19 protein-coding genes are annotated in these 16,455 nt (G+C 64.3%); 5 read left to right on the forward strand and 14 right to left on the reverse strand.

Annotated features, from left to right (window positions below; translation table 11 throughout):
• Positions 1-2 precede the first annotated feature (2 nt).
• Together B0T39_RS08735 and B0T39_RS08740 are read right to left on the reverse strand one after the other, a co-directional pair.
• Positions 3-401: a hypothetical protein gene (locus B0T39_RS08735; protein WP_081545757.1), complete on the reverse strand. Its 399-nt coding sequence runs from the start codon at positions 399-401 to the stop codon at positions 3-5.
• On the reverse strand, positions 398-1,792 hold the full coding sequence (locus tag B0T39_RS08740) for an MFS transporter (RefSeq protein WP_081545759.1): 1,395 nt from the start codon (positions 1,790-1,792) through the stop codon (positions 398-400). The genes B0T39_RS08735 and B0T39_RS08740 overlap by 4 nt, the downstream gene beginning before the upstream one ends.
• Positions 1,793-1,901: 109 nt before the next feature.
• Between B0T39_RS08740 and B0T39_RS08745 the strand changes: the two genes are divergently transcribed.
• Both B0T39_RS08745 and B0T39_RS08750 read left to right on the forward strand, forming a co-directional pair.
• Positions 1,902-2,804 (forward strand): LysR family transcriptional regulator, encoded by a 903-nt coding sequence (locus B0T39_RS08745; protein ID WP_081545761.1) that lies wholly within the window; start codon positions 1,902-1,904, stop codon positions 2,802-2,804.
• A 129-nt stretch (positions 2,805-2,933) separates the two neighbouring features.
• Positions 2,934-3,179 carry a hypothetical protein gene (locus B0T39_RS08750; RefSeq protein WP_081545763.1) on the forward strand — a complete coding sequence of 82 codons (246 nt, stop codon included), beginning with the start codon at positions 2,934-2,936 and terminating at the stop codon, positions 3,177-3,179.
• 385 nt (positions 3,180-3,564) lie between these two features.
• Here B0T39_RS08750 and frdD read toward each other — a convergent pair whose 3' ends face one another.
• From frdD to B0T39_RS08785, 7 genes are all read right to left on the reverse strand, one after another.
• Positions 3,565-3,918, reverse strand: coding sequence for a fumarate reductase subunit FrdD (frdD, locus tag B0T39_RS08755; protein ID WP_254894519.1), 354 nt, complete (start codon positions 3,916-3,918; stop codon positions 3,565-3,567).
• Positions 3,919-3,926: 8 nt separating this feature from the next.
• Entirely contained in the window at positions 3,927-4,325 is a 399-nt protein-coding gene (locus B0T39_RS08760) for a fumarate reductase subunit C (RefSeq protein ID WP_081545765.1), read from the reverse strand.
• Positions 4,322-5,083 carry a succinate dehydrogenase/fumarate reductase iron-sulfur subunit gene (locus B0T39_RS08765; RefSeq protein ID WP_368651274.1) on the reverse strand — a complete coding sequence of 254 codons (762 nt, stop codon included), beginning with the start codon at positions 5,081-5,083 and terminating at the stop codon, positions 4,322-4,324. The genes B0T39_RS08760 and B0T39_RS08765 overlap by 4 nt, the downstream gene beginning before the upstream one ends.
• Positions 5,080-6,864, reverse strand: coding sequence for a fumarate reductase (quinol) flavoprotein subunit (gene frdA / locus B0T39_RS08770; RefSeq protein WP_081545767.1), 1,785 nt, complete (start codon positions 6,862-6,864; stop codon positions 5,080-5,082). The genes B0T39_RS08765 and frdA overlap by 4 nt, the downstream gene beginning before the upstream one ends.
• A 13-nt stretch (positions 6,865-6,877) precedes the next feature.
• Positions 6,878-8,203: an anaerobic C4-dicarboxylate transporter gene (locus tag B0T39_RS08775; protein WP_081545769.1), complete on the reverse strand. Its 1,326-nt coding sequence runs from the start codon at positions 8,201-8,203 to the stop codon at positions 6,878-6,880.
• A gap of 384 nt (positions 8,204-8,587) precedes the next feature.
• Complete coding sequence (locus tag B0T39_RS08780) at positions 8,588-9,139, reverse strand: GNAT family N-acetyltransferase (RefSeq protein WP_081545771.1); 552 nt, start codon at positions 9,137-9,139, stop codon at positions 8,588-8,590.
• Positions 9,140-9,328: 189 nt separating this feature from the next.
• Entirely contained in the window at positions 9,329-9,628 is a 300-nt protein-coding gene (locus B0T39_RS08785; RefSeq protein WP_107799880.1) for a hypothetical protein, read from the reverse strand.
• 452 nt (positions 9,629-10,080) lie between these two features.
• Between B0T39_RS08785 and B0T39_RS08790 the strand changes: the two genes are divergently transcribed.
• The 3 genes from B0T39_RS08790 to B0T39_RS08800 all read left to right on the forward strand — a co-directional run bounded on the left by B0T39_RS08790 (position 10,081) and on the right by B0T39_RS08800 (position 12,536).
• Positions 10,081-10,815, forward strand: coding sequence for a hypothetical protein (locus B0T39_RS08790; RefSeq protein WP_081545775.1), 735 nt, complete (start codon positions 10,081-10,083; stop codon positions 10,813-10,815).
• A gap of 15 nt (positions 10,816-10,830) precedes the next feature.
• Positions 10,831-12,009 carry an MFS transporter gene (locus tag B0T39_RS08795; protein WP_081545919.1) on the forward strand — a complete coding sequence of 393 codons (1,179 nt, stop codon included), beginning with the start codon at positions 10,831-10,833 and terminating at the stop codon, positions 12,007-12,009.
• A 119-nt stretch (positions 12,010-12,128) separates the two neighbouring features.
• Complete coding sequence (locus tag B0T39_RS08800) at positions 12,129-12,536, forward strand: VOC family protein (protein WP_081545777.1); 408 nt, start codon at positions 12,129-12,131, stop codon at positions 12,534-12,536.
• Positions 12,537-13,029: 493 nt separating this feature from the next.
• Here the strand turns inward: B0T39_RS08800 and B0T39_RS08805 are convergent, their stop codons facing one another.
• The 5 genes from B0T39_RS08805 to B0T39_RS08825 form a co-directional block, all read right to left on the reverse strand.
• On the reverse strand, positions 13,030-13,746 hold the full coding sequence (locus tag B0T39_RS08805; protein ID WP_081545779.1) for a glucosaminidase domain-containing protein: 717 nt from the start codon (positions 13,744-13,746) through the stop codon (positions 13,030-13,032).
• On the reverse strand, positions 13,727-14,152 hold the full coding sequence (gene flgN, locus B0T39_RS08810) for a flagellar export chaperone FlgN (RefSeq protein WP_019102271.1): 426 nt from the start codon (positions 14,150-14,152) through the stop codon (positions 13,727-13,729). The genes B0T39_RS08805 and flgN overlap by 20 nt, the downstream gene beginning before the upstream one ends.
• Positions 14,153-14,422, reverse strand: a complete 270-nt coding sequence (gene flgM, locus B0T39_RS08815; protein WP_019102270.1) for a flagellar biosynthesis anti-sigma factor FlgM — start codon at positions 14,420-14,422, stop codon at positions 14,153-14,155.
• Positions 14,423-14,547: 125 nt separating this feature from the next.
• The gene (locus tag B0T39_RS08820; protein WP_254894520.1) at positions 14,548-15,195 is read right to left on the reverse strand and encodes a Crp/Fnr family transcriptional regulator; all 648 of its coding nucleotides are present in this window, start codon (positions 15,193-15,195) and stop codon (positions 14,548-14,550) included.
• 268 nt (positions 15,196-15,463) lie between these two features.
• Entirely contained in the window at positions 15,464-16,447 is a 984-nt protein-coding gene (locus B0T39_RS08825; protein WP_081545921.1) for a flagellar motor protein MotB, read from the reverse strand.
• Between the last annotated feature and the right edge of the window lie 8 nt (positions 16,448-16,455).

Below are 16,455 nucleotides of genomic sequence, written 5' to 3' on the forward strand. Positions count from 1 at the left end.
GCTCAGCCGGGGCAAAGGGTTTCCTGCAAATGTCGCCAGCGCGGCGCCCCGGCCTCATCGTGTTCAAACACCGCGGTGGCAAGCCGCAGGCTGCTTAACCAGCCGCCCTGATATTGCGCTTCGCGATAAGCCACCGTCGCGCCGCCGGCGTGCCTGTCCAGCAGCGCCAGTTGATCCACCACGATCTCCAGGCCTGGCTTGCCGCCGCCGGCTGCGGCGAACAGCCGCCGCAGCGCGTCTAGGTCCAATGGCGCGCCGCTGGGCGCCACCATGGTGAAGCGCGGCGAGAAACGCGCCATCAAGGCCGCCAGCGCGGCAGCGTCCACCGGGCCGGCAAACCATTGCCGGATGGCGATATGCGCGGCAATCACTTCTTCGAAATAAGGATTTTGGTCGGTCATGACGTTTTCTCTGAGTGGGGGCGCCGCAGCAGGGCCAGCACAGTCGGGGTGTGGATGCGCAGCACGAAAACCGCCGGCGCCAGGGTCAGGCCGGCGGCGATGAAGAAACAGGCTTGGTAGACCTGGGCGGTGGCCGCCGGCGCGCCGCTGTAATGAGTCAGCGCGTTCAGCAGCAGGCTGATCACGGCCACGCCCAGGCCGAAACTGAACTGGCGGTTGATGTTCCACAGCGCGCTGGCCTGCCGCAGTTCCGGTTCCGCGACATCCAGAAAAGCCGCGCTTTGCGCCGCGCTGCTGCACAGGCTGCCGCCGAAGCCCATCAAGGCGTAAGCGGCGATCAGCGGCACCGGCGCGCTGGCGCCCAAGGCCAGCGCAACGATGCCGGCGCTCTGGAACAGCATGCCCAGCAGCAGCAGGGGCTTGGGGCCGCCATGGTTGAAACGGCCGCGGGTCAGGCTGATCGCCAGCGCGGAGGCCAGCGCCCAGGGCAGCATCAGGCCGCCGGCTGCGGCGGCGCTCAGCTTGAGCACCTCTTGCAGATAGAGCATGGCCGCCAGGCTGACGCCCATGAACACGCCGGGGACGAACAGATACACCAGCATGGCGGTGCGCAGCAGGCGCCCGCGCAACAGCGTCAGCTTCAGCGCCGGCTCGGCCTTGCCGGCGGCCGCCTGCGCGTAGCCGGCCAGCGCGGCGGCGGCCAATAACAGCGCGGCGAGCCCCCACGCCAGATGGCCGCTTTCGCCCAGCCAGGTCAAAGCCAGCAGCAGCGAGGCCATGCCGACGGCCAGCAAAGTCAGGCCGGACAGGTCCAGCGCCCCGCCCCGCGCCGGGGTCCGGTCTTCCGGCAGCCAGCGCGCCGCCAGCCATAGCGTCAGCAGGGCCAGCGGCACGCTGGCCAACAAGACCCAACGCCAGGACAAGGCGTCCACGATCACCCCGCCCAGCGCCGGCGACAGCGCCGGCACGATCAGCGCCACGCCCATGATCAGGGCGGTGAGCCGGGCGCGGAGCGCCGGCGGATAATGCCGGTAAACCATGGCCTGACCCACCGGGATCAGCAGGCCGCCGCCCAGGCCCTGCAGCGCGCGCCAGCCTATCAGCGCTTCGATGGACGGGGCCGCGCCCGCCAGCGCGGCCCCGGCGAGAAACAACGCCAGCGATCCCAGCAGCACCCGCCGCTCGTCGTAAGCGCCGGCCAGCCACGTGCTGAGCGGAATCACCAGAGTCAGGCCCAGCATATAGGCGTTGCCCACCCAGGCCAGCTGCGCCAGCGACGCGCCCAGGCCGCGGCCGATGTCCGGATAGGCGACGCTGGCGATAAACATATTGATCAGGTCCAGCGCAAAGCCGAGCAGGTACACCAGGGTCAGTTTCGAACGAAGCGACATCGGCGCTCTCCACGGTAAAGCGGCCGAGTATAGACAGAGGGCGGCGCTGGAAATAGCGGCCGCCGCCGGCTAAACTGTCAAAATATTTTTGACAATAACAGGCGATGCCGTGGTCAGTCTGGATCGTTTTGAAACCTTCAAGGCCGTGGCGGACGCCGGCTCCTTCACCGCCGCTGCCACCGCGCTGGGCCAGACCCGCGCCGTGGTCAGCTTCAACATCAAGCGCCTGGAGCAGGAAATCGGCGTCGCGCTCTTGATCCGCAATACCCGCAGCCTGGCGCTGACCGACGCCGGCGCGCGTTTTTACCAACGCTGCGCCGACATGCTGGAGCAGGCGCGGCTGGCGATAGACGACGCCCGCGCCGAACACGGCGAGCTCAGCGGCGCGCTGCGCGTCACCGCCACGCTGGAATATGGCTTGGCCAGGATAGCGCCGGCGATCGAAACCTTCGCCCTGCGCCACCCGGCGCTGCAACTGCAGTTGTCCACCTCCTCGCTGCACGCCGATCTGATCGCCGAACGCTTCGACGTCGCCATCCGCCTGGGCCGCCTGCCGGAAACCGATCTGCACGCGGTGCCGCTGGCCCAGTTCGATATTTTCCCGGTGGCGGCGCCGGCCCTGCTCGCGCAGCGGACGGATGGGGACGTCCGCGACCTGGCCGCGCTGAGCCGGCTGCCCTGGCTGGGACACAGCCGGCTCAAGCACGCCCAGCCCTGGCCGGTGGACACGCCGGACGGCGGCCAAGAAGCCTGGCGCCAGCATGGCCAGCCGCGGCTGAGTTCGGACAGCGCGTCCATCCTGCGCGCCTACGCGCTGGCCGGCCTAGGCGTCGCCCTGCTGCCGGACTGGCTGGTCAAGGCCGATCTGCAAGCCGGCCGGCTTTGTCGGCTGCTGCCCGATCACGGCTTTCCGCAGCAAGGCATCCACGCGCTCTACCCGCGCACCCGCCATGTGCCGGCCAAGGTGCGGGCCTTCATCGATTTTTTGCGCGAGCGCGAGACGGCGGGCTAACGCCGCCCTCGATTATCCCGGTCATTGCCAGCGGCGCGGACGCCGCGTCCACGCAGGCCTGCGCTGAACGGTGGGCAAAGCCGCGGCCTTGATGCAAAATATGCGCTTCACCCCCAATAAGCCACTCGAATGTCCTATCTCCGCGCCGCCTCGCTCCTGCCCGCCCTCTTGCTCTTGTCCGAATGCTGTCTGGCCGACGTGGGCAGCATGGGCGAAAACATGCTCAATATGGCGCTGTTCGCCATCGCATTCTGGCTGGCACTGACTTGCTTGGTGTTCTGGAAGCTGCGCCGGCACACGGCCGGAGCCCAGTTCGGCTTCACTCTATTGTTTCTGCTGCTTCCCCTTTTGTGGGTGGTGAGCATGGGGCGCTGATCCGCCGCCCATATCCAAAGTTTCATTAGGAAATGAGCGCCTAGAAACAGCTCACACCCCTTCCGTTTGGACCAATTTCCAGATACCTCGAATCCGCTTCGCGGATGATGATTTAGGGCCGGTTCCGCCCGGCAAACGGAAAGGGAGATTTGCGCGGCCAAATCTCCCTTTACCCTAAAGGCCGCCCTGCAAGCCTGGCCTACGGCTTCCCGCCGGGACCCGTCAGGCCCGAGGCGCGGCTGAACTCGCAGCGCGCTAACGTCGCGCTGCTCGAACAAGCAGCCGCTTAAGACCTCGGGCCTGCCACCCGACGGCAGGCTTGAAGGGAGTTTGGGTGCCTCGAATACGCGGTTTCCTGCGTATCAAATAGATCGTGAACAGCTTATTAGAACCCCATCGCCAGCAACAGCCCCGCCGCCGCCAGCGTGCCCAGCGCCGCCACCCCATAGGTGCAGGCCTTGGCCAGCGGCCCGCCGTGGACGCCGACATCGTGCAGGCTGTGGTAGATGCGGTGCGCCGCGTGCCACAGCAGCAGGGCGATCAGGCCGAACAGCAGCGCCTTGCCGATCAGGCTTTGCGCCAGCGCCTGCAGCGTGGCGTAATCGGCGGCGCCGTCCGGCAGCCAGCCCAGCGGCGCGGCGATGCCGGTGATGAACACCAGCATCGGCCCGAACAAGGCGGCCAGCATGCCGCCGGCGCCAAACAAGCCCCAGAAGATGGGCGCGTGAGAACGTTTCAATCCCGGTTTCATGCCGTCATCCCCCATACCAGCATCAAGAGCGCGGCGCTGCACACCACGGCGGCGGCCAGGCCGCCGGCGGTGACGGCCAGCGCGGACACTCGCCGTCCGGCCAGCGTCAGCGGCGGCAGCGTGCGCGGCATGATCTTGAACCAGGTGTAGCTGTGGTAGACCATCATGAGCAGCGCCGCCGCGTGCAGCAACAGGGCCGGCGCGCTTTGCAGCGCGGCGACAAAGCCGTTCCAGGCCGCCTCGCCCTGGCTCAGCCGCCACAGCCCGCACAGCAGGGTCAGCGCGTAGCCGGCGACGAAGAGCGCCGTGCCTTCGTGCACCATGTACTCGATGAAGTAAGGATTCTTGCGCCACCAGCCTTCCATTGGCCGGACATACGGTTTGCGCTTGCTCATTTGCACTTCCCCTTGGGCCGGGCGAAGCGCAGGAAGTAATCCCTGGCCACCGCCGTCTTGTTGAGGTTCACCGCATTGGCCGGGTCCACCATTTTGGGGCAGACCTCGGAGCAATAGCCCACCGCGGTGCAGTTGAACACACCCTCCTGCGCGGCCAGCAGTTCCATCCGCTCTTCGGCCGCGCCGTCGCGTGTGTCCATGTTGTAGCGGTGCAGCAGCGCGATGGCGCCGGGCCCCAGAAACTTGTCGTCCAAGCCGTATTGCGGGCAGGCGGCGTAGCACAGCAGGCAGTTGATGCAGCTGCTGAACTGGGCGTACCAATCCATCTGCGCCGGGGTTTGCAGGTATTCGCCGTCGGACAGCGGCTTGTCTTCCTTGGGCACGATATAGGGCTGAATGCTTTCCAGCTTGGCGATGAAGTCGTCCAGCACCACCACCAGATCGCGCTCTATCGGGAAGTGGTTCAGCGCCTCGATGCGCACCACGTCCGGGTAGTCGCGCAGAAAGGTCTTGCAGGCCAGCTTGGGCACGCCGTTCACCATCATGCCGCAGCTGCCGCAAATCGCCTGGCGACAGGACCAGCGGAAAGCCAGGCCGCCGTCCAGGTAGTCGCGGATGTATTGCAGCGCCTGCAACACCGACATGTCGTCGCGGTACGGCACTTCAAAGCTTTGCAGCCACGGCTCCTTGTCCTGCTCCGGCCGGTAGCGCATCACGGCTATGGTCTTGGTCTGTTCCGTCATAGTCTGTTCGCTCATGCCTTGCCCTCCTTGGCCGCGGCTTCCGCCGCCAGGCCGGCGGCGCCGTAGGCGCGCACCGCCGGCTGCGATTTGGTGATCTTCACCGCGCCGTAGTCTATGCGCGGCGCGTCCGCGCCCTGGTAGACGGCGAGGCTGTGCTTGAGGAAGTTGACGTCGTCGCGTTGCTCGCAACCGTCCAGCCGCTGGTGGGCGCCGCGCGATTCGCGGCGTTGCAGCGCGGAATGCGCCATCGCCTCGGCCACGTCCAACTGGTAGCCCAGTTCGATGGCCAACAGCCAGTCGCTGTTCCAGACGCTGGATTTGTCTTCCACGTGCACGTTGCGGAAGCGCTGCTTCAGCTCCGCCAGCTTGTCGCAAGTGGCCTGCATCGAGGCTTCCAAACGGTAGATGCCGCAGCCGGCTTCCATGGTTTCCGCCATTTCGCGGCGCAGTTCGGCGATGCGTTCGCCGCCTTCGCGCGCGCGCAGCGCGTGGAGGCGGGCCTCGGCGGCCTCGGCCTGCTTTTGCAGCGCTTCGCGCCTCGCCGGACGGCGTGATCGCGCGCAGCGGGCGGCCTCCTCGCCGGCCACTTTGCCGAACACCGACAGCTCCGCCAATGAGTTGGAGCCCAGGCGGTTGGCGCCGTGAATGCCCACGCTGGAGCATTCGCCGGCGGCGAACAGGCCGGGTATGGGCGCGGCGCAGCGGCCGTCCACCAGGATGCCGCCCATGGTGTAGTGCACCGCCGGCCTAACCGGAATCGGCGCCTTGGCCGGGTCTATGCCCAGGAATTCCTCGGCCAGCTCGCAGATTTGCGGCAGCCGTTCGCGCAGCTTGGCATGCCCCAGGTGGCGCAGGTCCAGATACACCGCGGAGCCCCAAGGGCCTTCCACGGTGCGGCCCTGTTGCTGCTCGTACCAGAAGGCCTGGCTCAGGCGGTCGCGCGGGCCCAGTTCCATGAATTTATTGCGAGGTTTGTCCTCCGCCGGCCCCAGGCCGTAGTCCTGCAGATAACGGTAGCCGTCCTTGTTGACCAGCAGCCCGCCTTCGCCGCGGCAGGCCTCGGTGAACAACAGGCCGGTGCCGGGCATGCAGGTGGGATGATATTGGACGAACTCCATATCGCGCAGCGGCACGCCGTGGCGGTAGGCCAGCGCCATGCCGTCGCCGGTGACGATGCCACCGTTGGTGTTCTCGCGGAACACCCGGCCGGCGCCGCCGGTGGCCATCACCACCGCGCCGGCTTCGATCAGCAGGCTGTCGCCGCTGGCGATGTCGATGGCCAGCACGCCGCGCGCCTCGCCATCTTCCACGATCAGGTCGGCGCAGAAGTATTCGTCGAAGCGGCGGATGGATGGGAAGCGGATGGAGGTCTGGAACAGGGTGTGCAGCATGTGGAAGCCGGTTTTGTCGGCGGCGAACCAGGTGCGTTCAATCTTCATGCCGCCGAAGGCGCGCACATTGACGCTGCCGTCCTCCTTGCGGCTCCACGGGCAGCCCCAGTGTTCCAGCTGCACCATTTCCTCCGGGCATTGGGCCACGAAGTATTCCACCACGTCCTGCTCGCACAGCCAGTCGCCGCCGGACACGGTATCGTTGAAATGGGCGTCGAAGCTGTCATGCGCCTGTTTGACCCCGGCGGAGCCGCCTTCGGCCGCCACCGTGTGGCTGCGCATCGGGTAAACCTTGGACACCAGCGCGATGCGCAGGTCCGGGTCCGCCTGGGCGGCGGCGATGGCGGCGCGCAAGCCCGCGCCCCCCGCTCCCACGATCACAATGTCTGCTTGGTAAGTTTCCACAAGCTTTCCTCACTTAGAAGTACAAATGCGTCAATCCGTACGCCGCCAGCGTGGACACCCCCACCCCTATCAGCCCCGGCATCATGAAGCTGTGGTTGAGCAGGTATTTGCCGATGCGGGTGGTGCCGCTGCGGTCCATATTGATGGCCGCCAGGTCGCTGGGATAAAAGGCGAAGAAGAAATAGGCGTAGCAGGAGGGCATGATGGCCAGCAGCTGGTGCGGGCTCAGGCCCAGGGCCAGACCGAAGGGCACCATGATGGTGAGCGTGGCGGCCTGGCTCTTGACGAAGGCGGACACGGCGAACATCGCCAGCGCGAAGGTCCACGGCGCGTAGGCCACCATGGCCTTGATATTGGCCACCAGCAGCGGCTCGTTGGCCTTGACGAAGGTGTCGCTCATCCAGGCGATGCCGAAGATGGACACCACGGCGATCATGCCGGCGGTGAACACCTCGGAACGGGCGATCACCGCGGCCTTGGCGTTGGAACGGAACAGGATGAAGGCGCCGAAGGCCAGCATCACGAACTGCACCACCGTGGTCATGGGCACCGGCTTGCCCTGGCTGACCGGCAGCCATTGCGGAAACAGCGCCAGCAGCACGATGACCAAGATGCCGGAGAAGAACAGCGCCACCGATTGCCGCGCCGCCGCCGGCAGGGTCTTGTCCAGGGTGGTGACGGATTTTTCCACCGAGGCGCGGAAATCCGGGTCTTGCATCCGGGCCAGGAATTCCGGATCGCGGTCCAGCTCCACGCCGCGGCGCAGGCTCCAGCAGGCGGCGGCCAGCACGCCCAGCAGGCCGGACGGCGCGGTCACCATCAGGATTTGCCACAGGGTCAGCGGCTGACCGCTATGGGCGGTCATCGCCAGCAGCGAGGTCACCGCCGCCGCCGCCGGGCTGGCGGTAATACCCATCTGCGAGGCCACGCTGGCCATGGCCATCGGCCGTTCCGGGCGGATGCGGGTTTTCAGAGAAACGTCGGCGATCACCGGCAGCAGCGAATACACCGCGTGACCAGTGCCCACGCACATGGTGAGCAGGAAGGTGGACAGCGGCGCCAGGAAGGTGATTTGCTGCGGATGCCGGCGCATCAACCGCTCCGCCTGCTGCACCAGGAAGTCCAGCCCGCCGGCCACTTGCAGCGTGGCCGAGGCGGTGACCACCGCCAGGATGATCAGCATCACGGTGATGGGCGGCTCCGCCGGCGCCACGCGGAACACGAAACACAGCACCGCCACGCCCAGCCCGCCTATCATGCCCAGGGCCACGCCGCCGCGGCGTATGCCCATCAGTATCGCTGTCAGCAACAGCGCGAATTGTATCCAGAAAATCCACATGATCTTGTCCCTATTAGCCATTGTTTTCCGCTGTTATAGGGGATTAACAGCTTCTGCTAATAGACCTTGATCAAGTCCGGCTCACAACGATTTCAAAACAGACCATTGGCATTGAACGCAGCCTGTATTCCAAGGCTTCCCGCCTGCTCTACCAACCTTGATAACAGCTAAGCAAGATATTCCGCATAGCTAAAACAGGCGACATGCGGCTCGCGCATGTGCAACCGACCACAAGAGCTTAGAAGCTGTTTACGATCTCGCGAGCAAGAGCGAGACAAGGCGAAAACCGCTGAGAAAGCGGAATGTACATGTGGTATATGAGCATTTCGAGGGCGTATTCACCGTGTCAAGTTCCACAACGCGCAGCAGATCGTGAACAGGTTCTCAGCCCTGCGCATCCGAATCGGTGACCAGCCGCGAGAACATCTTGAAATCGCCCGGCTCGCCTCGCACCTGACGATATGCGCGCAGCAGGCCCTCGTATTGGAAACCGCAGCCGCGCAGCAATTGCTCGGCGCGCCGGTTGCCCTCGCGCGACACCGCCTGCACCCGGTACAAGCGGCAGCCGGCAAACGCCCAAGCCGTAACCGCCTTGCAGGCCGCCAGCCCCAGGCCGCGCCCCCAATAGGCCGGCGCCAGGTCGAAATCCATTTCAGCGCTGCGGTCCGCCGGCCAGACGGCGTCAAAACCAATGGAACCGGCCAAGCATCCCAGATCATCATCCACAATGGCCAGCCGCAACGGCGCGCCCGGCTCATCGGAACGATAGGCCTGCACCAAGGGAGCCAGATCCGCAGCCGATTGCAGCTCCCAGCGCAGATGCTGCGCCACTTCCGGCAGGCGCAGATAACCGTACCAGTCAGGAATATCCAGCATTTCCATTGGACGCAGGCTGAAACCCTGCAAATCGATAGACGGCGGGGGGATCACATTCATCACGAGCACCAGAATGAGGCGACCGGCCCCCGCGCCTGCAAGCACAGTGGACCCGGCCGCGCTTTATTGTGTACGGCGAAAGACCGCACTCCATTCTAGAAGATAGCTCGCCAATAGAAAGCCTATCTAGGCCCGCTCAAGGTCTCGCGAACAAGAGCGGGACTAGACGCAAACGGCTGAAGAAGCGGATCAGGCGGTCAAGGCCGGGCTGCCGGCTGGCGCGGCGGGCGCAGGCTGGGGAGCCTGGGCTTGCGCGTTGGCGGCCTGGATTTGCGGGCTATCGCCGGGGCTGAAGCTTTGCGTCACTTTGCCTGTCATCAGAATACCCAGCACCACGATCACCGAATTGTCTATCGGCAAGGACGGCGAGCCTTTCTGGATCGAGGTGTAGGCCCAGACCAGCAGCACCCCCAGCGCCCACAGCAGGAAAGCCAGCCGCGTGGCGGAAAAGCTGCCGAAACCATCCTGCAAGAATTCTGAAACCTTCATCATCCATCCTTTCCCGTTGAACCGGCGGGCAGGCCGCCTGCTATTTAGCGATATAGCGCCGCGGCCAAGGGCCGGCAAAACCGGAAAACACTTAGAACCTGTTCTAAGAACCTGTTTACGATCTACTGCGCGTCAGCGATACGGCATTGAAAACCCCTTCGAAATACTCATGTACTATGTACATTCCGCGTTCTCAGCTGTCTTCGCCTTGTCTCGCTCTCCTGGCGTGAAAGCTAGTCTTTAGGCCGGCGCCTTCTCCGCCGGGCTTGGCCATAATACGGAAAGACAAGCGCTCAGCCGCCGCAGAAGCATCCCATTGCCTGTTTCAAGACTGCCGCCGCGGCGGCCATCCGCCCTCATGCCCGCTCCATATCAACAAGCCGCCGCGCCCACGGGCCGAGCGGCGGTCCAGCTCGCTCTTTGATTGACCCTAACTTGGAAGGAGTCTCGCCATGAATCTAGATCAAGCCGTGCTGGACGACCCTATCGTCGAAGACACCGACGCTCAGATCGAAAAAGTGCTGGCCATGATGTCTGCCCAGGAATTGCAACGGCTGCAAGCCAAGTTGCGACAACTGTATCAGTTGGAGTATTCCGAAACCGACGCGCATCCCTTCAATATCAAAACCATCATCAAGGGACGCGATATCCGCTTTGCGCGCGGGGTGTCGCCGGCTTCCCGCGCCTTCATGATTCTGCACAGCCTGGGGCATTATTTTTTCATCTGCGCGGCCAGGCGCAAGAACATCGAGCGTTATGACTATATTTACGATCTGCGCGGGGTGCAGACGGCGCTGCACTATTACGAAACCGCCGGCCAGGGCAGCGGCCTGGATCAGCCGCCGCCGATGACGGCGCAGAAGCGCAAGGACCGGGTGTCCTTCGAAGTGGGCGCCAACCGTTTTGCCGCCGATCTGCTGGCCGACATCGGCTTCGGCCAGGCGGCGGCGCTGATTCAGCGCTATCAGGTGGGCGACATCAACTATATTCTTGATGTGTCGAGCGGCGGCAAGGCCGCCATCGTGCCCAGCGACCACGACTATCTGCGCCGCTATATTTGCGCCGGCTTGTCCATTGATCCCGACGACGCTTACGATGACGGCGTCTACGATCCGGACGCCTACCGCCGGGACGGCATAGATTGGCAACACATCGAGGATATCCGGCTTGAGATCCATTTCTTCTGATTCTTCTGGATGCGCATGGGCGGAATAAGCCGCCCACAACTGGGCGCCTTGTTCTGCTGCATGTTCATCATCGGCTCGGCCGAAGTGGCGGCCGGTCCGATGATGGCCTTGATGGGCCGCCATTTTGGCGTGCCTTCCAGCGCCATCGCCTATCTGCCCGCCGCTTACGGCCTGTGCTACGGCGTGTTCGCGCTGCTGGCCGGCCCCTTGTCCGACCGCTTCGGCCGCAAACCGCCGTTGCAGCTGGGCCTGCTCGGCTTCGCCTTGTGCTGCGCGCTGCTGCCCGCGGCGCCCAACCTGAACGCGGCCGTCGCGCTATCCGCGCTGAGCGGCCTTTGCGCGGCGGTGATCCAGCCCAACGCGCTGGCGCTGGTGGCAGACTTGGCCCCTCGCGCCCAGCTGGGTCAAAGGCTGGGTCAGGTCTTCATCGGCTTGATGCTGGCCTTTGTGCTGACGCCGGCGCTGGCCGGGAGGCTGGCGGACACCGCGGGCTGGCAGGCCAGTTATTACGCGCTGGCGGCGGCAGGCCTGCTGGCCTGGGCCGCGGTGCGGCGGCTGTTCCGCGCCGACGGCGGCCGCCTGACGGCGGACAGCGGCTTCCTGGCCACGTTGACCGGCGCCTGGCGCACGCCCGGCGCGCGGCGGCGCCTGTGCGTCAGCTATCTGTGGCTGGGCTGGGTGGCAGGCTTCGGCGCCGTCGTGGCCGAGGTGGCCGCGCGCAAGCTCACGCTCAGTTCCACCGGCGGCGGTCTGCTCGCCGGCGGTTTCGGCCTGGTGGTTGTGCTGGGCAATCTGTGCGGGCCGCCGCTGCAACGGCGGCTGGGCGAGGCGGCCTTGCCGGCGGCGGCGCTGGCGGCGGCGCTGGGCATCTTGTCCTTCCTGCTGCCGCTGACCGCTCTGTGGCAACTGGCGCTGGCCGGCTGTCTTTGGGCCTTCGGCTACGGCTGCGCCGGTCCCTTGCACCACGCGCGCCTCAGCACCCTGTCCGAACGCTATCGCGGCACCCTCAATTCCTATCACGCCAGCTTGTTGAACCTGGGCATTTTTTCGGCTTCCCTGCTGCTGGGCCTGAGCAGCGAGCCTAGGCCCATCGCCTGGTTCTGTGCCGCAACCGGGCTCTTGACCCTGGCCGGCGCGCTTTTGTTGCTGCCCTTCGGGCCGGGCTTGCGGCCGGCGAGCGCCACCCCGTCCTGACAGGTTTCAAAACTATCGCCGGCATTGAGAAATACAATTTCGGCATCCGCTTGCAAATCCGCTCGCCAGACAAATCATGACAAATACGAAATGAAATGCCGTTCAACTAAGGAATTGTCATGATCTCCATTCGGGAAATTGATCATATCGTGCTGCGGGTCAGCAACCTGGCCAAGATGGAGCGTTTTTACGGCGAGGTATTGGGCTGCACCGTGGAGCGTCGACGCGAGGACTTGGGGCTGGTGCAACTGCGCGCCGGTCATTCGCTGCTGGACCTAGTGCCGGTGGACGGGCCTCTGGGCCGGGAAGGCGGCCGCGCGCCGTCCGCGGAAGGCCGCAATCTGGATCACTTCTGCTTCCGCGTCGAGCCTTTCGACGAGGAGGCGATACGCGCCCACCTCGCAAGCCACGGCCTCAGCGCCGGGGAAACCGCCCAGCGCTACGGCGCCGAGGGCGACGGCCCCTCCTTGTACTTGCAGGACCCTGAGGGCAATGTCGTGGAGCTGAAAGGCCCGCCCTCCCCTTAGAACCTGTTTACGACCTGCTGCGCTGCGGCGATACCATAGAACCTGTTCAATGCCTGCCGCGCTTCCTGACGGCGCGGCGAGCACCGCTTCGGCCCTCTGAGCCGTCTCCGCGGCCGCAAAGCCTGGGCTCCAAGACCCCAAACCGCTGTTGAACCCGCCGTCACCGCGCCCGCCTTGGGCTGGGTCTTTAGGCTTTTGGGCCGCTCCGGCAAACATGGTCGGCGGCTTTAATATTACTGGTTTGGATTTTTTTATTTAGGCATAAATACTCTAGTCCAGACCGCTTTGATAATAGGGCGTTTAATCCGCCAGCCCTGAACGCCTTAATTCAAACAATCGTTTGGAGTCAATACAGAAATTCAAACTGGCATTGAATTGGTATTAAACATCATCAGTGGTCTCTATTTGCAACGAAACCAGTCACGTCCGGCAAATATAAAAAACCCCTGAAGCAGCCAGCGCCTTCAGGGGTTTTTGTTACGTGAGTCCGCGCTCAGGGCTGTTTGCGCGCCTGAATGCCCTCGGCCACTTTCCGCAGCTTGTCCGCATAGCCCGGATCCGTGGCGTAGCCGCCCTGGGCCAGCGCCTGAGCGAAAGCCTGGGCGTTACCGCCCACGCCCAGCGCGCCGCGGTAACGCGGGTTGCCGGCCAACAACTGCGCGTAATCGGCGAAAGCGTCCTGCAGGCCGGAATACGCGCGGAAGTTTTCAGTCCGCTTCACATCGCGGCCGTCCACATGCTCGGTGGTCAAGGCACGTGTGACTTCGCCCTGCCAGCCCATGCCGGCCTTGATGCCGAACAGATTGTGATTGCTGCCGCCGTCGGCGCGGGTCAGCGGACGCTGACCCCAGCCGGACTCCAGCGCCGCATGCGCGGACACCAGCTCCGGCGCCACGCCCAGCTTGGCGGCGGCTTGTTGCGCGTAAGGCGCGATGCTGTCGAGAAAGGCTTGCTGATCCGCGCCGTAGGGCATGCTGCCGCCCAGCGTGGCGTCCTGGACCCGCTGACGCGCCCAGGCGCCTTCCGGCGACAGACTGGCCCAGCTATCCGAACCGTTCTCGATGAAGTCGCGCACCTCGCTGCGCAGCTGGCCGCTCCATTGGTCGGCGAAACGCTCGCCGTCCCCGCCGCCCTGGCCCATCAGCGGCAAAGCGACGGTGTCGGCGCCGAAGTCCGGCCCGGCGCCGATGTCATTGCGCACAGTAAACATCGCTGTCTCCATTCAGCACGCGGTTCATCAGGTCCTGCTGCTGTTGCAGTAGTTGGCCGTTGCGCAGGTTCAGGGTCTGGCACAGGCGGATTTGCTCCACCAGCGCATTCCAACGCTGACGGCAGGCTTGCTCCGCGGCGGCGGGCAAGAGCTTGAGCACCGCGTCCATAGAGGCGGCGCGGCCCGCGCCCAGCAATTGGCCGGCCAGTTGCAGCCGCTGGTCGCGGCTGAGCTGCAAGGCGTCGCACTGGGCGACGATGTCCGAACCCAATTGCCGCAGTTCGTCGGCCTGGTGCGCCAGCGCGGCGGCGAACTGCTGTTCCAGCAGTTGCTCCAAGCGGCCATAGCCTTGTAGGTCCTGCCCCACAGTGGCCAGCAGTTGTTTGAAGGCTTGCTCGCGATTCATTCAGCGGCTCCGGTGATATTGCTCCACCAGGTCGGCCAGCCGGGCGGCGTCGAAGCGCACTTCGCCGCGCGCTAGCGCGGCACGCACTTCTTCCACCCGTTTCATGTCGATGTCCGGCAGCGCGCGCAGCTCCGCCACCGCCGGCGCCATGTCCTGGCTCGCGGCGGGCGCGGCGACGGACGCGGGCGCGCGGGCCGGCGTTTCCGCGGCGGCGCTCTGGCCGCCGACCGCCAGTTCGCGGCGTTGCGACGAGGTCGAGTTGATTTGCATAGTTTGAAATCCGTCTGGGTTGGCTGTGCGAGCGGCTGGGGCGCTTGATGCCGCGTTGCGCGGCCGCTCGGAGCGGGCTTTGCGGCCCGCCCTCACCCCTTCAAGGCGACAGTCTGGAAAAAAACTTAAAAATTTACCGGTAACATTTTCAGAACGACAATGCGCCGGTTTTCCAGACGGATATATCGGCCAAACACCAGTTCCTTCAGGATGCGCGCCACCATCTCGCGGGAGGAGCCGATCTGGTCCGCGATTTCCTGCTGGGTCAGCTGCTTTTTCAGCACCATCTCATCGCCGTCCTGCTCTTCCAGCATTTGATTGATCAGGATGCGCACGCGGCCGTACACGTCCATCAGCGCCAGGTTCTTGGCCTTGTTGGACATGCGGCGCACCACTTGCACCAGATGGCACATGATGCGGGTGCGGGCCTCCGGGCTGTGCGGCAGGCCGTCTTCGGTATCGAAAAGCTGCATCAGGCTGTCGCGGCTAAACACCAGCAAGTGGCTGTCCTCGTCCGCCGCGCAATTGGAACTGCGCTCGCCGCTGTCGATGAAGCCGACCATGCCGATCAGCTCGCCGGAGGCGCAGATTTGCAGAATATATTTTTTGCTGAGCCCATCCGAAACAAAGACTTGCATGCAGCCGCTGGCCAGCAGGTAGACCTCGTTGGCGCTGTCGCCTTCGTTGTACAGCACCTCGCCCTTGCTCAAGCGGCGGCTTTCGGCCAGCTCCAGCGCTTTGTCCAGCTTGTCATTGTCCAGATGTCCGAACAAATGTGTGCCTCTTAACAAGGCTTTGATATTGTGGTTTTCATTCATGACCACGTCGTCCCCGATAGTCTTGCGATTGAATCGACTTTCCCGCAGATGTTTGCCGCCTTTTGGCGTCTTTTTTTGTCAACATCATCCGAGTCTTTCGCTCGGATTTTTATTAATCAGGTGCGGATTATAATATTAGCGGTTAACAAAAGTGTGAAAAAACACACATAAAAAAAGCCTGAAACGAATCAGGCTTTTGTTTCGAACCCAAAAAAATAAAAGTTCATCGGGTAGTTAGGCCATCTTGCAGCGCGCTATCCAGATCGGATTTCTGTAGTGGCGAACTTACAACACTGGTCTCGCGATTGCCGCTCTGCCCCGGCGGCCCGAACATGGCCACCACCGCCTGCGCTTGCTTGCTGGTCATCACCAAAAGCTCGATGCGGCGGTTGTAAGCGGCCAAGGGATGCGCGGCGTCCAGCGGCGCCCGGTCCGCCATGCCCACCACTTGCAGGATGCCCGCGGCGTTCATGCCGCCTTCCAGCAAGTGCAGCCGCGCCGCCATCGCGCGGTTGCTGGACAAGCCCCAGTTCGAAAACGAACCGAAGCCGGCGGTGCGGTATTGCGCGGCGTCCGTATGTCCGACAATCAGCAATTGATTGTCGATATGGCTGAACATATCGCCCATTTCATGCAGCAGCCGCTTGAAGCGCGGCTCTACGATGGCGCTGCCGCGCTCGAACATGCCCTGGTTGTCGGTATCGTGCAGCATCACCCGCAAGCCGTAAGGCGTGACCACGGTCTGCAGATTGCTTGCCAAGCCGGCGTCCTGGCTCATTTTGGCCAGCAAGCCGGCCAGCTTTTCCAGGTCCGCCACGCTGTCCAGGCTGCGCTGACCTTGGCCGTCGAAGGTCTTTTTGGCCACCTTGTTGCTCTCCTGCAGCATGGAGTCCGCCTTGGTGGTGGTGGTGGGCTGGCCCGGAATCGGATCGCGCGGGATCAGGCTGCCCGGCGGGGTGCCGGTGTGTTCAATGCTGCGCGAGCCGCCGGCCTTCAGCGGGCTGCCGCCGCCCGCGGTCAGCAATTGCTGCAGGTTTTCCTGATCGCGCGCGGCCAGCACCCACAACACCAGGAACAAACACATCAGCGCCAGCACGAAGTCGGCGAACGCCACTTTCCAGGCGCCGCCGTGCCCTTCGGAATCCTGGCGGCGCGACACCTTCTTGATCACCGCGGCTTCATGCTCGCGATTGGGTTTATTCGCCATGCCCGCCA

This window comes from Chromobacterium haemolyticum, assembly GCF_002081825.1.
GTDB lineage: Bacteria > Pseudomonadota > Gammaproteobacteria > Burkholderiales > Chromobacteriaceae > Chromobacterium > Chromobacterium fluminis.